The organism is Streptomyces celluloflavus, from assembly GCA_000720995.1.
Classification (GTDB): domain Bacteria; phylum Actinomycetota; class Actinomycetes; order Streptomycetales; family Streptomycetaceae; genus Streptomyces; species Streptomyces celluloflavus.
The window spans coordinates 148,668-163,974 of the sequence record JOEL01000015.1 but is presented as its reverse complement, the minus strand read 5'-3'; the positions used below and the strand labels follow the sequence as shown (position 1 = coordinate 163,974).

The 15,307-nt window shown below is 72.5% G+C and carries 11 protein-coding genes, 2 pseudogenes and 1 riboswitch; of the genes and pseudogenes, 2 read left to right on the top strand and 11 right to left on the bottom strand.

Annotation, left to right across the window (positions count from 1 at the left end; genetic code table 11):
* Positions 1 to 14: 14 nt before the first annotated feature.
* From IH09_RS16740 to IH09_RS16720, 5 genes are all read right to left on the bottom strand, one after another.
* Positions 15 to 467 carry an FtsB family cell division protein gene (locus tag IH09_RS16740; RefSeq protein ID WP_052857057.1) on the bottom strand — a complete coding sequence of 151 codons (453 nt, stop codon included), beginning with the start codon at positions 465 to 467 and terminating at the stop codon, positions 15 to 17.
* Between the two features lie 344 nt (positions 468 to 811).
* A complete protein-coding gene (gene eno, locus IH09_RS16735) occupies positions 812 to 2,098 on the bottom strand; it encodes a phosphopyruvate hydratase (protein ID WP_052857056.1) in 1,287 nt (428 codons plus the stop codon).
* Between the two features lie 424 nt (positions 2,099 to 2,522).
* Positions 2,523 to 3,212, bottom strand: coding sequence for a LysM peptidoglycan-binding domain-containing protein (locus IH09_RS16730; protein WP_052857055.1), 690 nt, complete (start codon positions 3,210 to 3,212; stop codon positions 2,523 to 2,525).
* A 4-nt stretch (positions 3,213 to 3,216) separates the two neighbouring features.
* Positions 3,217 to 3,386: riboswitch (cyclic di-AMP (ydaO/yuaA leader) on the bottom strand.
* 248 nt (positions 3,387 to 3,634) lie between these two features.
* Positions 3,635 to 4,657 carry a LysM peptidoglycan-binding domain-containing protein gene (locus tag IH09_RS16725; protein WP_318279475.1) on the bottom strand — a complete coding sequence of 341 codons (1,023 nt, stop codon included), beginning with the start codon at positions 4,655 to 4,657 and terminating at the stop codon, positions 3,635 to 3,637.
* A gap of 236 nt (positions 4,658 to 4,893) precedes the next feature.
* Entirely contained in the window at positions 4,894 to 6,114 is a 1,221-nt protein-coding gene (locus IH09_RS16720) for an RNA-guided endonuclease InsQ/TnpB family protein (RefSeq protein WP_052857142.1), read from the bottom strand.
* 25 nt (positions 6,115 to 6,139) lie between these two features.
* Here IH09_RS16720 and tnpA point away from each other — a divergent pair.
* Positions 6,140 to 6,521 (top strand): annotated as a pseudogene (gene tnpA, locus IH09_RS16715) (IS200/IS605 family transposase); the annotation flags it as partial.
* 133 nt (positions 6,522 to 6,654) lie between these two features.
* On the opposite strand, the gene IH09_RS16710 reads toward tnpA, so the two are convergent.
* Both IH09_RS16710 and IH09_RS16705 read right to left on the bottom strand, forming a co-directional pair.
* On the bottom strand, positions 6,655 to 7,989 hold the full coding sequence (locus tag IH09_RS16710; protein WP_052857053.1) for a cytochrome P450: 1,335 nt from the start codon (positions 7,987 to 7,989) through the stop codon (positions 6,655 to 6,657).
* Positions 7,990 to 8,112: 123 nt separating this feature from the next.
* Positions 8,113 to 8,991, bottom strand: coding sequence for a LysR family transcriptional regulator (locus IH09_RS16705; RefSeq protein ID WP_052857052.1), 879 nt, complete (start codon positions 8,989 to 8,991; stop codon positions 8,113 to 8,115).
* Between the two features lie 138 nt (positions 8,992 to 9,129).
* Between IH09_RS16705 and IH09_RS16700 the strand changes: the two are divergent.
* A pseudogene (locus IH09_RS16700) lies at positions 9,130 to 10,383 on the top strand (MFS transporter); the annotation flags it as partial.
* A gap of 44 nt (positions 10,384 to 10,427) precedes the next feature.
* On the opposite strand, the gene IH09_RS16695 reads toward IH09_RS16700, so the two are convergent.
* From IH09_RS16695 to IH09_RS16680, 4 genes are all read right to left on the bottom strand, one after another.
* Positions 10,428 to 11,570 (bottom strand): nucleoside triphosphate pyrophosphohydrolase, encoded by a 1,143-nt coding sequence (locus tag IH09_RS16695; RefSeq protein WP_110952360.1) that lies wholly within the window; start codon positions 11,568 to 11,570, stop codon positions 10,428 to 10,430.
* A 131-nt stretch (positions 11,571 to 11,701) separates the two neighbouring features.
* Positions 11,702 to 12,346 carry a SurA N-terminal domain-containing protein gene (locus IH09_RS16690; RefSeq protein WP_052857051.1) on the bottom strand — a complete coding sequence of 215 codons (645 nt, stop codon included), beginning with the start codon at positions 12,344 to 12,346 and terminating at the stop codon, positions 11,702 to 11,704.
* Between the two features lie 302 nt (positions 12,347 to 12,648).
* Positions 12,649 to 14,346 (bottom strand): protein kinase domain-containing protein, encoded by a 1,698-nt coding sequence (locus IH09_RS16685; protein ID WP_052857050.1) that lies wholly within the window; start codon positions 14,344 to 14,346, stop codon positions 12,649 to 12,651.
* A complete protein-coding gene (locus IH09_RS16680; protein WP_052857049.1) occupies positions 14,343 to 15,167 on the bottom strand; it encodes a hypothetical protein in 825 nt (274 codons plus the stop codon). Before IH09_RS16680 ends, IH09_RS16685 begins: the two co-directional genes overlap by 4 nt.
* Positions 15,168 to 15,307: the final 140 nt, after the last annotated feature.

The window sequence follows — 15,307 nt, the reverse complement described above, 5'->3', positions numbered from 1 at the left end:
GGTGACGGTACGGGCTACCCCTTGTCGGCGGTGTCGGTGCCTTCCCACAGATTCTCGTACCAGGGACGCCGCGCCGCCTCCGGCCCCTTGTGCGCCGTGGCGGAGCGGGAACCGTCCTGGACGATATAGCCGGTCTCCCCCGGCATGACGTAGTGCAGATGCCGGCGGGCCTGCTGCCGGACGTACTCCGGGTCCTGCCAGCGGGCCTTCTGGTCCCGCAGCCGGTCCAGCGCCTCGCCCGCCTCCTGGGCCTTGCGGCGCTGTTCGGTGATGTCCGAGCGCTGCGAGATGTACTGCCTTATGGGGTAGGCGAGGACGACGACCAGCGAGCACATCACCAGGGCCAGCAGCGCGGCGCGGCCGGTGAGGCGGTTGCGGCGGGGCGGCCGGGCGCGCTGGACGCGGGCCGCGGCCTGCTCACCGAGCGCCTTGAGCCGGATCGCGGTCGAGAACCGGTCCGCGGGCACATCGCCTCCCCTGGATCGCCGGGCCTCGGGACGGCCGGCTTCCTGACACCTACGCGCCGGTCCGCTTCCGTGCCGAGGTGCCGAACCGTCCGGAAACAGAGCCGTCCCCGGCAACGGTACGGGACCGTCGCCGGGGACGCTTCGAGGTGCCGCGCCGCGGCTCCCTCAATTGGCTCCGGCCGTGCTGAGCCGATCAGCTCGCGGGGCGCGTGCCTACTCGGTTCGCGGGGCGCGCTGTACTGATTCGGTTCGCGGAGCGCTGTGCCCAATCAGTTCGCGGAGCGCTGTACTGCTTCAGTTCGCGGAGCGCTGTACTAATTCAGTTCGCGGAGCGCAGTACCCAATCAGTTCGCAGAGCGAAACCGGGGGAAGGCGGAGCGGCCGGCGTAGACCGCGGCGTCGTCGAGGATCTCCTCGATGCGCAGCAGCTGGTTGTACTTGGCGACGCGCTCGGAGCGGGCCGGGGCGCCGGTCTTGATCTGGCCGCAGTTGGTGGCGACGGCGAGGTCGGCGATGGTGACGTCCTCGGTCTCACCGGAGCGGTGCGACATCATGCACTTGAAGCCGTTGCGCTGGGCCATCTCGACGGCGTCCAGGGTCTCGGTCAGCGAGCCGATCTGGTTGACCTTCACCAGCAGCGCGTTGGCGGAGTTCTCCTCGATGCCACGGGCCAGCCGCTCGGGGTTGGTGACGAACAGGTCGTCACCGACGAGCTGCACCTTGGCGCCGAGCTTCTCGGTGATGACGTGCCAGCCGGCCCAGTCGTCCTCGAACAGCGGGTCCTCGATGGAGACGAGCGGGTAGTCCGCCACGAGCCCCTCGTAGTACTCCGTCATCTCGGCGGCCGAGCGCTCCTTGCCCTCGAACTGGTACTTGCCGTCCTTGTAGAACTCGGAGGCGGCGACGTCCAGCGCGAGCGCGATGTCCTGGCCGGGGGCGTAACCGGCTTCCTTGATGGCCTCAAGGATGAGGTCCAGGGCGGCGCGGTTGGAGTCCAGGTTCGGGGCGAAGCCGCCCTCGTCACCGAGGCCGGTGGACAGGCCGCGGGACTTCAGGACCTTCTTGAGGGTGTGGTAGACCTCGGTGCCCCAGCGCAGCGCCTCGGAGAAGGACTCCGCGCCGATCGGGGCGATCATGAACTCCTGGATGTCCACATTGGAGTCGGCGTGCGAGCCGCCGTTCAGGATGTTCATCATCGGGACGGGCAGGACGTGCGCGTTCGGGCCACCGAGGTAGCGGAACAGCGGGAGGTCACTGGCCTCGGAGGCGGCGTGCGCGACGGCGAGCGAGACGCCGAGGATCGCGTTGGCGCCGAGGGAGCCCTTGTTGTCGGTGGCGTCCAGGTCGAACATCGCCTGGTCGATCAGCCGCTGCTCGGTCGCGTCGTAGCCGACGAGCTCCGGGCCGATCTGCTCGATGACGGCCAGTACGGCCTTCTCCACGCCCTTGCCCTGGTAGCGGTTCGGGTCACCGTCGCGGAGCTCGATGGCCTCGAAGGCACCGGTCGAGGCGCCGGACGGGACGGCGGCCCGGCCCGTGCTGCCGTCGTCGAGGCCGACCTCGACCTCGACCGTGGGATTACCTCGCGAGTCGAGAATTTCGCGGGCTACGACGACGTCGATGGACGGCACGTTGTCTCCTTCATGAGTGTCTGGAGTTCTCCGGCACGAGCCTAACGGCCTCCGGCGCCTTCACTCGCCGTCGGCCCGCTCAGTGGGACGAAAACCCGCGAAAAGAGGCCCAAAGGCCCAGTTCACAGGACGTATGGGCGCAATGTTCGCTGAGCGGGGAAAAGCCGGGAGATGCCGAGGTCGGCGCGGGCCCAAGGGGCGGCCCGGCGGCGGGGACGGGAGCGGGCCGGGCGGACGGCCCCCGGGTACGGCGAAGCCCCGCCGCGGCGCGTGGGGGGGGATGGCGCGCCGGACGGGGCGGTCTCGCGGAAGGGTGGTCCCAGGGACTCCCGGACGGGCGGCTCGTGCGTACCGCCGTACGCACGGACCGCCGCGGTCATCACGAGCCGGTGGGGTCCTCGGAGTTCCCGGTGCGGGGAACGGCTCAGATGCTGAGCTGCTGGCCCGGGAAGATCAGGTTCGGGTTGCCGCCGATGACCGACTTGTTCGCGGCGTAGACGGACTTCCAGTTGGTGCCGTGCGCCTTGGCGATCTTGGCCAGGGTGTCGCCCGACTTCACGGTGTAGTTACCGGTGCTGTTGGACGTCTTCGGGGCCGTCCAGGTCCGCTGCTGCTGCGGGGCGGGGGTGCTCTTCGCCGTGCCCTGCGACTGCTTGCGGGTCTCGGACTTGGTGGTGCTCTGCTTCTTGCTCTTGTACTGCTTGTGCTGGGTGTTGCTGGAGGTGTCGACGTTGGCGGCCGCGCCACCGGAGCGCAGGTTGCCGGCGCCGGCGCAGCCCCAGGCACCCGGGCCCTGCATGGCGAGCAGCTTCTCGGCGACGGCGATCTGCTGGCTCTTGGTGGCCAGGTCGGCGCGCGGGGCGTACTTGGTGCCACCCGCGGCGGCCCAGCTGGAGTTCGAGAACTGGAGGCCACCGTAGTAGCCGTTACCGGTGTTGATCGACCAGTTGCCGCTCGACTCGCACTGGGCGACCTTCTCCCAGGTGGCGACCGAGGCGGCCGAGGCGGAGGTGGCGCCCATCATCGGGACGGCCACCGCGGCACCGGCGACGCCGGCGAGCGTGGCGACGCGGACGGCCTTGGACGGGCGACGGTGCTTGGCCTTGTTCAGCATTCGATCGTTTCCTCACCGACGCCTACGAGGTGAGCTGTCGGGTTCGGGCCATGTGAGTTGCCCGGCCGTGTGTGCTTCACACATGGCTTCACCCCAAGCCGGTTGACCCGCTTTCACGGGCGGGGCCGGCGCTTACCTTGGTTCCCCCGCTCCTGCCTTCGGCGCTTGCGCGTCGACTGTCCTTCGGCCACCGGCAGGATTCGGCGTGTGATCGAAGAGCCCGCTTTGGCGAGCGGTCCTGACCGTAATCAGGAAACCCCGGATGGATCAAACCCCACCTTCTGAGCCAAGTTGACCATTTTTGATCACGACTTGCTTACGTTCTCGCAGGTGGGGCCCGGTATGGAATCTGTGGCCGAGTCAGACGCCGCGCCTCGAAACGAGAGCCATGTCTCACTTTCGCCAAAAGGGGCAAAGTCGCCCTAACTACCTGCTCCATGCCCGAGATCGAGGTGCTGGCCGGGCTGGATGAGGTCCGCGTCGGCGCCGATGACGTGCTCATTGCGGTCGTAGAGGGCGGGCCATCCGCCGGGCAGCTCCTGGTGCTCGGCGATGGCTGACAGGCTGTCACCCGGGCGCACGGTGTAGTCGCCGGCCACCGGGGCCGCACGGTGCGCGTCACCACCGCGCGAGGCATGCCGCCCGGCCGACCTGCCGCCGTCATCCACCTCCCCCGCGACGCCCGTACCCAGTTCCGCCCCGGCATCGCCCGTACCGCCGCGGTGCTTGCCCGTACCGGTCGTCCCGGACGACGGCGCACCGGCCTCCTCCGCACCCCCGCCGCCCGACGGGCCGGTGGAGTGGGACGGTCCGCCCGGCTTCGCCGAACCGGTGGGCTTCGGCGCCTTCGGGGCGTCCGACGGGCCGGCGGAGTCCGGCGCACCGGGGGCCGACGACGACGACGAGGGCGACGTGTCGGAAGTGCCACTGGAAGGCCCGTGGGAGGAACCTCCGGCGGATCCACCGGAGGAGCCCGGAGAACCCGCAGACCCCGAAGAACCCGCAGTATCCGACGAACCGGTTGAACCAGATGTTTCAGACTTTCCGGATTTACCGGATTTACCGGAAGAGTCCGACGTACCCGACGGTGCGGGCCGTGACGGGCTCGCGCTGCCCGGGTCGACGCCCGGCGCGCGGCCGTCCTTCTTCAGTCCGGCCTCCGCGGCACAGTGCGACCAGACGCCCGGCCCGCGGGCGTCCAGGATCGTCTCGGCCACCGCTATCTGCTGGGCGCGGCTGGCGAGGTCGGGGCTGGAGGCGTACGCCGTGCCGCCGTACTCCTCCCACAGGTCCTGGGTCAGCCCGAGGCCGCCGTAGTGGCTGCTGCCCACGGCGCTCCACACCCCGCCGCTCGCGCACTGCGCGACGCGGTCCCAGGTAGCGGTGTCGGCGGCGTGCGCGCCGCTCGCGGCGAACAGGGGCAGCGCGATCCCCGCGCCGGTCACCCCCGCCGTGACAAAGATGGCCGGTGCCTGACGGGGGCGACGGTGTCGGCCGTTCCCGGAGCGCATGCGGTTGCCTTTCGAGCGACGGTGGAGTTGTCCGGCCGGCCGCGGCGGTCGACTGCCGGTACGGCAATTCACCGGTTCGTCGCTTCGGCCGATCGGGTGGTGCGGTCGATCGGTGAAAGGTAGCCGGGGTCACGGGCCGTCACAAGTCGGTTTGACTTCCGCTCCCCGCCCTAAAGGGCGGGGATTCCTGCCACGGTCGTTTGACCGTCTCGGTGGGTTCCTGCTTCACCGCGCTGAGCCGGTACGAGCACCGGTCTTATCCGCGCTCCACAGGCTGACACCGCCAGTCCGGCGGCCTTGGCGACGTTGACCGCCGCGTTGATGTCCCGGTCGAGGACGGCTCCGCATGCCCTGCACACCCAGACGCGGATGTGCAGGGGCTTGGGGCCGTCCTTGACGCCGCATTGCGAGCAGACTTGAGAGGTTGGCTCGAACCGGCCGATGCGTACGAAGGTGCGCCCGTACCGTGCGGCCTTGTACTCGAGCATCCCTACGAACGCCGACCATCCGGCGTCGTGGACGGACTTGGCCAGGCGCGTACGGGCAAGCCCCTTGACCGCCAGGTCCTCAACGGCAACCGCTTGGTTCTCACGGATGATCGTCGTTGAGAGCTGGTGGTGGAACTCCCGCCGTGCGTCGGCCACCCGTGCGTGAGCGCGGGCGACCTTCAGCCGGGCCTTGGTCCTGTTGTTGCTGCCCTTGGTTTTGCGGGACAGGCGTCGCTGTTCCTTCTTGAGCTTCTTCTCGGCGCGGCGCAGGAAACGAGGAGCGTCGATCTTCGTTCCGTCCGAGAGGATCGCGAAGTGCGACAGGCCCAGGTCGATACCAACCTGGGCATCCGTCTCGGGCAGGGCCTCGTCAGGGTCGGTCTCCACGACGAAGCTCGCGAAATACCTGTTGGCGGCGTCCTTGACCACGGTGACCGTGGACGGCACGGAGGGAAGGGCGCGGGACCACTTGACCCGCACATCGCCGATCTTCGGCAACGACAGACGCCCGCCCGTGGTGATCTTCCACCGTGCGTTCGCGGTGAACCTGACGGCCTGCCGGTTGTCCTTGCGGCTCTTGAACCGTGGTGCGCCCATGAGCGGTCGCTTGCCCTTGAGCCCGTCGAAGAAGTTCCGGTATGCGGTATCCAGATCCCGCAGAGACTGTTGCAATACCACAGCCGATACCTCACCGAGCCAACCACGCTCGTCGGTCTTCTTCGCGTCGGTGATCAGCAGCTTCGACAGGTCCCCGGTCTTCGGGAACGGCGCACCCTCCGCACGGGCGGTCTCACGAGCGCGAAGCGCATCGTTGTAGACCACCCGCGAGCACCCGAACGCCCGCGCCAGCGCGGAACGCTGAGGACCGTTCGGGTACACGCGGAAGCTGTACCTGAGCTGCATGATCAGCACCGTACCAAGTTGGCTTATGGCCGAGTATCAGAACATCTGCACTGGCAGATACCGTGTTTTCGTCCTCCATGCCCATTTGGTTTTCGTGACGAAGTACCGGCACAAGGACTTCAAGGACGCGCGCCGCGTGCGAGGATTTTGAGTGCGAGCTGGTGGAGTTCAACGGCGAGAACAACCACGTGCATCTGCTGGCGAACTTCACGCCGAAGGTGACCCTGTCCAAGCTGGTCAACAGCCTCAAGGGCGTGTCCTCTCGCAGGCTCCGCCAGGAATACCCGGAACTGGTCCGGCATTACTGGCGGGCACAGAGTCTGTGGTCCGGCTCGCACTTCGCCGGGCCGGCGGGCGGCGCCCCGCTGTCGATCGTCCGCCAGTACATCGAGCAGCAGAACCACCCACTCCGACCCGCGGGTCAGAGCACTTCTCAGAATCGCTTCACCACCGGACTAAAGCCCGGTGCACTGCGAATAGCCCCGGTAGCGGGGATCACGCGAAGGTCACATCACTGACGGGCCGTCATATGTCTTCCCGCTACGGCCGGGTCGGCTCCGTCGCGGAGCGCGCTCCCTCGGCCGCCTCCGGGGTGAACGCCACCGGCAGGGTCCGCAGCCCGCGCATGATGAGGCCGCCCCGCCACCGCAGGTCGTCCGGGTCCGCGGCGAGCCGGATGTCCGGCAGCCGGGTCAGCAGGGTCGCGAGGGCGGTCTGCCCTTCGAGCCGGGCCAGCGGCGCGCCCAGGCAGTAGTGGATGCCGTGCCCGTAGCCGAGGTGCGGATTGTCACGCCGGGCGAGGTCGAGGGTGTCGGGGCCGGTGAACCGGGCGGGGTCGCGATCGGCGGCCGCGAGGACGACGAGAACGGGGTCGCCCGCCGGAATGGTCCGCCCGCCGATCTCCACGGGTTCGGTCGCGTACCGCCAGGTCGCCAGCTCCACGGCACCGTCGTAGCGCAGCAGCTCCTCGATTCCGGTGGTGAGCAGACCGGTGTCGCCGGCCGCCAGCGACTTCTGGAGCAGTTCTCGCTGGTCGGGCCGGCGGAGCAGCGTGTGGAGGCTGTTGCCTATCAGGTTGACGGTGGTCTCGAAACCCGCGAACAGCAGCACGAAGCACATGGCCGCGGCCTCGTCCTCGGTCAGGTGCTCACCGTGGTCGCTCGCCCGTATCAGCCCGGAGATCAGGTCGTCGCCGAGGTCCGCGCGCTTGCGGTGGATCAGCTCGGCCAGGTACGTCCGTATCTTCTTCACGGAACGGGCGACCCCGCCGCGCGGCCCGCCGCCGTGCCGGATCATCATCCCGGCCCAGTCCCGGAAGTCGTCCTGGTCCTCGCGCGGGACGCCGAGCAGATCGCAGATCGCGTAGATGGGCAGCGGGAACGCGAACTCGTGGATGAGGTCCACCTCGCCCCGCGCCGCGAAACCGTCGATCAGGCCGTCGGTCAGCTCCTGGACGCGCGGCGCGAAGGCGGCGACCCGGCGCGGGGTGAACGCCTTCGACACCAGGCGGCGCAGCCGGGTGTGGTCCGGCGGGTCGATGTTGAGCAGATGCGTCATCAGGTTGGCGCTGCGCTCGCCCGGAATGCCGGTCTTGCTCTTACCGCGGGCGCCCTCGGCGTGGTGCAGCGGATTCTTGGAGAGCCGGGCGTCGGCCAGCGCCTGCCGCGCGTCGCCGTAGCGGGTCACCAGCCATGCCTCGACGCCGCTGGGCAGGGCGGTCTTGTGGACCGGTGCGTGCTCGCGCAGCCAGGCGTACGCGGGGTACGGATCGGCGGCGAACTCCCAGGTGAAGAGCGGGGGCGCGGGCGGCGGCGCCGGGGCGGCGGGGCAGCCTCGGGGGGCGGCGGCGGGGGTGGTGTCGGGCGTGTCGTGCACCTCTCGACCGTAACCGGTGACCGCGGCGGGGCACGTCCGCACCAGGGCGGGGGACGTCCACCCGGCGGGCGGCACCGCACGGCGGCGGGCTCGCGGACCCCTCGGAAGCGCCCCGCCGTCGCATTACCCCGCGTCCACCCCCAGCCCCGCCAGGAAGGCGGCGGCCGGCGGGGACGGGCCGAGGCCGCTCCACACCAGCCGCTCGACGCGCTCGGGGGCCGGCCGGACCCGTACGACGTGCAGCCCGGTCAGCTCGGCGGCGATGGACTCGGGCACCATGCCGACCCCCAGCCCGGCGCGCACCAGCTTCGCCAGGAACTCGACGGTGGTCACCTCGAACGCCACGTCCGCGGCGGCCAGCCCCGCGGCACGGAACGCGTCGTCGCGCTGGCGCCGGGCCGCCGACCCCGCGGTGAAGTCGACAAAGGTCTCCCGGGCCAGCCGCGACAGCCTCGTCCACGCCCGCCCGGCCAGCGGGTGCCCCGGCGGTACGACGGCGACCAGTTCGCCCCGCGACAGCTCCTTCTGCCGTACCCCGGCGGTGCGCGCGCCCGGTGCCAGGCCGATGAAGGCGACGTCCAGCGCGCCCTGTCTGACCTGCTCGATGAGCTGGTCGCTCATCTCCGTCCGCAGGCTGATCCGCACCTGGGGGCAGCGGGTGCGGAAGGCGCCCAGTTCGCGGGCGAGGTCGACGGCGGCGACGGTCGAGATGGCGCCCACCGCGAGCCGGCCGCGCACCTCGCCGGACGCCGCCTCCACCTCGGCGCGGGCCCGCTCGGCGGCCTGGAGCGTCTGCCGGGCGACCGGGACGAAGGCCGCGCCCGCGGCGGTCAGCCGGACGCTGCGGCTGGTCCGGTCGAAGAGCCGCGCGCCGAGCTCCTTCTCCAGCCGGGCGATCTGGTGGCTGAGCGCGGACTGCACCACATGGCAGCGCTCGGCGGCCCGGGTGAACCCGCCCGTCTCGGCGACCGCGACCACGTACCGCATCTGCTGGAGCTCCATCCGCCGATCGTAACCAGGGATCGATCGTGTTCCGCGATGGATGCGATGACAACGATGTGTTGGACTCATCGATCGCCCCGGGCGCAGGCTGGGTGCCGCCCGGCGCCGCGGCGGCGCGGGCGGCACCAGGGAGGACAGATGAGAGAGCCCGAGCGGAATCCGGGAGCGGAGCCGGGTACGCGAGCGGAGGCGGGGACGGGGCCCGGCGGCGGCCCCGGTCGGCTGGGGCGCGGTTTGCTGCTGCTGATGTCCGTGGCCACCGGCCTGTCCGTCGCCGGCAACTACTTCGCCCAGCCGCTGCTGGATGTCATGGGCCAGGATCTGCGGCTGTCCGCCGGCACCGCCGCGCTGGTGGTGACGGTCGCCCAGACCGGCTACGGGCTGGGTCTGCTGCTGCTCGTCCCGCTCGGCGATCTGCTGGAGCGGCGCCGCCTCGCGGTCGCGCTGACGCTGGCGACCGCGGTCTTCCTGACCGTCACCGCGAGCGCGCCGAACGCCGCCCTGCTGCTGACCGGCACCGCGCTCACCGGGCTGACCTCGGTCATGGCCCAGGTCGTCGTGGGGTACGCGGCGACCCTCGCGGCGCCCGCCGAGCGCGGCCGGACCATCGGCACCGTCATGACCGGGCTGCTGCTGGGCATCCTGCTGGCCCGTACGGCCGCCGGGCTGCTCGCCGAGCTCGGCGGCTGGCGCACCGTCTACTGGGTCAACGCGGCGCTGATGCTGCTGATGGCGGTGCTGCTGCGGCTCCGGCTGCCGGCCCTGCGCACCACGGTCGGGCTGCGCTATCCGGCGCTGCTCCGTTCGACGCTGGGGCTCTTCGCGCGGGAGCCGGTGCTGCGGTGGCGGGCCGCGCTGGGCGCGCTCTGCTTCGCGGGGTTCAGCGTGCTGTGGACGGCGCTGGCGTTCTTGATGTCCGGTCCGGTCTACGGCTGGCAGGAGTCGGCGATCGGGCTGCTGGGGCTGGTGGGGGCGGCCGGTTCGCTCTCCGCTTCGGTGGCCGGGCGGCTGGCGGACCGGGGGCTGGCGCACCGGGTCACCGGCGGCGCGGCGCTGCTGCTCCTGGGGTCCTGGGGGCTGCTGGCGGCCGGCGGCGCGGGCGGCGGGTGGTCGCTGGCGGCGCTGCTGGCCGGGGTGGTCGTGCTGGACCTGGCCGTACAGGCGGTGCACATCAGCAACCAGAACCTGATCAACGGGGTCCGCCCCGAGGCCCGTAACCGCCTCAACTCCGCCTATATGACCAGCTACTTCGTCGGCGGCGCGGCGGGTTCGGCGCTCACCTCGGTGGTCTGGAGCGCCGCCGGCTGGGGCGGGGTGTGCGTACTGGGCGCGGGGCTGGCGGCCGCCGTGGTGCTGGTCTGGCTCGCGGAGCGGCTGCGCCACCGGCCCCCGGCCGGGCGGCCCCGCCCGCACTCCGCCCGGCCCGCCGGGCGCGCTCAGCCCTCCCGGCTCCCGGACGCGCAGCTACCGCCCCAGGCTCCGCCCGCTTCCCCTTCTTCGTCCTCTTCATCCACGGCCGTTTCCGTGACGGGCTCCGGCGGCAGCCCCTCCGCCACCCGGATCGCCTCCCGGTAGGTGCGGGCCGCGGCGCGCAGCGCGGTCTCCGGGTCGGTGCCCGCGGCCTGCGCGCGGACGGCCAGCGCCAGCAGTTCGTAGCCGATGCCGTCGCCCGCCGGGACCGCCTCGATCCCGGCCGTACGGGCCCGCGAGGCGAGCTTCGCCGCCAGCGCCAGACCGGGCTGGGCCAGCGGCACCCCGTCGGTCACCGACTCGCGCTTCTTCTCGGCCGCCTTGGTCCGCAGCCAGTGCGCCTTGACGTCCTCCGGGGTCTCGGCGGTCTCGTCCCCGAAGACATGCGGATGACGGTGGATCAGCTTCTCGACGATCCCGCCCGCCACATCGTCGACGGAGAACGGCGCGTCGGGGTCGTCCTGCGCGATCCGGGCGTGGAAGACGACCTGGAGGAGGACATCGCCCAGCTCCTCGCGCAGCGCCGCGCGGTCACCCGCCTCGATGGCCTCGACCAGCTCGTAGGTCTCCTCCAGGGCGTACTTGGCGAGGTCCTCGTGCGTACGGATACCGGTCCACGGGCAGGCGGCGCGGACGCGGTCCATGACCTGGACGAGGTCCAGCAGCCGGGCGCCGGGCAGATCGTAGGAGCCGGGCAGCAGCTCCAGGTCGGGCATGGTCTGCCGGCCGGAGCCGGCCAGCCGGGCCAGGCCGTCGGTCAGTTCGCTCTCGCCGTCCGCCGAGGTCAGCACCACTGCGGTGCGGGCGCCGGACGGGGCCGCCGACGGCGCCGGAGAGGCCGCGGGGAGGCAGTAGTCGACCAGCTCGCGGGCGGTGGGGGTGGCCGCTTCGACCTCGATACCGGCCTCCCGCAGATAGGGCAGCTGCGGATTGTCCGGGTCGGCGCAGAGCACCCGGTCGGCCGTGCGCAGCGCCTGCCACGCGGGCCAGGACAGCAGACCGGGGGCGACCCGGTGGCTGGTGGTCAGCAGGATCAGGCGGCCGGTGGCGGCGCCCTCGGGGCGGGCCGCGGCGCCGGCGTCGGCGGCGTGGGAAGCGTCAGCGTTCACACGTCGAACGTAACGCACCCCACTGACACACCGCCGGGCGCCGGCCGGACCGCGGCCCCGGCCCCGCCGCGGTACGGGCGCCGGCGCGTACGTACGTCGCGGTGGTCACCGGGCGCCGCGGCCCGCCGGGTTCAGAGCTGCTGCGGCTTCGGCGCGGGCGCGGTGGTGATCCACGGGTCCTTGGCCTCGGCGAGGATGACCTGCTTGTCGTCCCATGTGCCGTACCGCGGGTTGACCTCGATGCCCATCGCGCGGGAGGTCTTGGCCAGCGAGGCGGCGAGCTGCTGCTGGCCCTGCGGCTGACGGCGGTCGGCGCCGAGGTGCTTGGCGAGGCCGTCCAGCAGCAGCTGGTTGCGGACCGTGGCGTCGATCCGGTCCGGCGCGACCCCCTGCTGGAGCCACATCACCTTCAGGCGCGCGGGGCCGCCCGTCTGCTCCTCGGCGGCGGCCCGCCACTGCTCCACGTCGCGCCGGCCGACCGTCACCCCGGCGTCCTTCGCCCCGCGCGCCAGCACCTGCTCGAAGATCATGCCGTTGAGGGTGGCCAGGCTCAGCCGGCCGGTGCTCATGATGAGCCGGTCGCCCTGCGGGGACTCGCCCTGGGCGGTACGGACGTCCCGCACCTTCGCCTGCAACTGCGAGACGGTGATCCGTTTGCCGTCCACGATGGCCGCGGCACCGGGGCGCGCGTCGCTGCCGCAGGCGGTCAGCAGCGGGGTCGCGGCCAGCAGGGCGACGGTGGCGGATACGGAGAGCGCTGTCCTACGGCGGAACACTGGGCCTCCCGGCGAAGATCGTGAACAATGCGGCGCGGCGCGGCGCGCCCTGCGGGGTGGTGGTCGGTGCGGACACCCCCAGCGGTGGCTGGAGGCGGGCGGGCTCATCGATCTGGCGTTGATCGATGGTAAGGAGTCCACGTGATCCCGGCCACCTGTTTGGCCAACGAATGCCCACGTGTTGGGGCACGTCGCGCGGTCCGGTCAGGTGGGGACAACAGGCGACGGACGGCCGGCCCCGTGCGGGCGGGCCGCGGTCCGCCGGGTACGCGGCGGACCGCCCCGCGTCCGGCCGGGCTCGTTCAGCCCTCGACCCGGCCGAGCCAGTAGAGGGTGCGCCGGACCTCCGCCGGGAACGCGTGGTGCGGGCCGTGCAACCGCTCGGCGTCGTACAGCAGCCGGGAGAGGGTCTCCTGCGCGGCGCCGCGCTCGCCCTGGGCGAGCAGCAAGTGGCCTATGGAGCGGCGGATTTCGAGCGGGCGTACGGGGTCGTCGGCATAGCGCTCGAAGTGCGGCAGCAGCGCGCGGTACTCGGCCAGCGCCTGCGCGACCTCGCCGAGCTGCTCCAGGCACTGCGCCGCCTCGTGGTGGAACTGGAGCGCCTGGCGGGCCGCGCCCGGACCGGACTCCTTGGCGAACTCCTCGGCCAGCAGCCGCAGTTCGGGCAGGGCGCGGCGGTACTGGCCGTCGTCCATGAGGGTGGCGGCGTACTGCTTGCGCAGGGAGCGGACGACCGGGGAGCTTGCGCCGTGCCGGGCGGCGGCGGCCGGCAGGATGCCGCCGAGGATGTCCACGGCGCGGGTGATGCGGCCCTGGTCGAGCAGGTTCCTGACCTCGTCGACGGCGGCCGCGATGTCCGGTCCGGCGGGTGCGGCGGTACGCGGGTCCGACTCCGGGGGCCGGCGCCCGGAGCCGGTACCGAGGACGGAGGTGCGGGGGTCGGCGAACGGGTGCCCGGTGCCGGAGGTCCGGAAGACCGGGGCGGCGGCCGGGGCGGGCATCGGCGCCTGCCCCGGCACCGGCGTCGCGGCCGGGGGCGGGACCGGCGCCGTCGGCGGCGTCGCGGCGCGCACCGGCCAGGGGGCGTGCGGCTGCCGGAAGGGACGGGTCGGGTCCATCGGGGCGAGGGGGGTCCGCGGGGCCTGCGCGGCGTCCGCGACCGCGGCGGCGGGGAGCAGCGGGGCGAGCGCCTGGTAGACCTCCTGCGCGCCGGCGGGGCGGCCCTGCGGGTCCTTGTGCAGCAGGCGCAGCACCAGCGTTTCGAGGGCCTCGGGGACGTCCGGGCGCAGCCGGCGCACCGGGACGGGCTCCTCGTGCAGATGGCGGTGGAGCACCCCGAGCGCCGTCGGGCCCGCGAACGGGACCTCTCCGCTGAGGAGTTCGTGGAGCAGCACCCCGAGGGCGTACAGGTCGGTGTGCGGGCCGACGGCGCCGCCCATGGCCTGTTCCGGTGCCATGTAGGCGGGGCTGCCGATGGGTGAGCCGGTGTGGGTGAGGCGGGTGGTGTCGGTGTCCAGGGCGGAGGCGATGCCGAGGTCGAGGACGACCAGCGAACCGTCGGGCCGGACCATGACATTGCGTGGTTTGAGGTCGCGGTGCACGATCGGCACCGCGTGCACGGCGGCCAGTACCCCGCACAGCTGGGCGGCGACGCTGACCGCCCACGGCCAGGGGTAGGGGTCGTGCTCGGCGAGGTGGTCGGCGAGGTCGGCGCCCGCCACGTACTGCATGACCAGGTAGAGGTCCTCGCCGTCGCTCCCGGCGTCGTGCACGGTGACGAGTCCGGGGTGGTCGACCTGGGCGGTGACCCGGCACTCGCGGACGAACCGGCGGCGCATCTCCTCGCCGTCGGGGGTGCCCGCCACCCGGTCCGGGCGCAGCAGTTTGACGCCGACCCGGCGGTCCAGGCGGCGGTCGTAGCCGATCCAGACCTGGCCCATACCGCCCTGGCCGAGCAGCGCGGAGAGTTCGTAGCGCTCGGCGATGACCCGGCCGTTCACCGCCCCTCCTCCTTGCGGAGGTAGTCGCTCAGCTCATCGAGCTCGGCCCGTACCCGGTCGATCCGCTGCGGCTGCGGCCGCTCCCGGGCGCCGTCCTGCGGCGGGCCGGACGGGTCCTGGGGAGGGGTGTACGGGTGGCCGGGGGCGGCCGGGCGGTTCGGCCGCGGCGGCGCGGGCGGCCGGGTCTCGGTCCGGGCGTAGGGAAGATCCGCGGCGTACGGCGGCGGGTAGGGCCGGGCACCCCGCCCGTACGACGGGCCGTCACCCCCGTACGACGGGCCGTCACCCCCGTACGACGGGTCGGCACGCCCGTACGGGCGGGGGCCGGGCCCGTACGGCGGGCCGTCCGGCGCGGGCCCCCGGGACGGCGCGGGCGGTTGCGGCGGGCCGTACGGATGCGGGGCGGCGCCGGTGGCGGGCGGCCCGCCCGGATACGCCGCCGCCCCCTGCGGGTACCCGTAGCCGGGGGCGTACGCGTTCCCCTGCCCGGCGGTCCGCACCGCGCGGATGTCGACGACCAGGTAGCGGACGACGGCGGCGGCCAGTTGGGCCAGCAGCACCGCCACCGCGGCATCCGTCCGCCAGTCCTCCTGGGGAAAGCCGCCCGCGACCGCGCTCGTGCCGAGGATCAGGGCCAGGTCGATGCCGAGCAGCCACCAGCCGAGCGGCCGCCGTTCCACGACCGCGGCCCGCAGCAGCGCGACCCAGGCCAGGAACCCCATGGAGAGCACGGCGACCCCCACGAACACCACCCGCAGCAGGACGACCGTCCCCTGCGCCGGGGGGCGGTGCGGCGGATGAGCCGGGGCGGGGCCGTGCATTGCTGCTCCTGGTGGATCGGTCAGGACCGGTGCAGCGGTGTTGCCGCACCGGCCTCGCGCGCGGCCGGCGGGGCGGGCGCATACGTTTGTGAGCGTATATACGACACCGGCGGAGTGCCCGGGGTTGTACGGGACGGGCT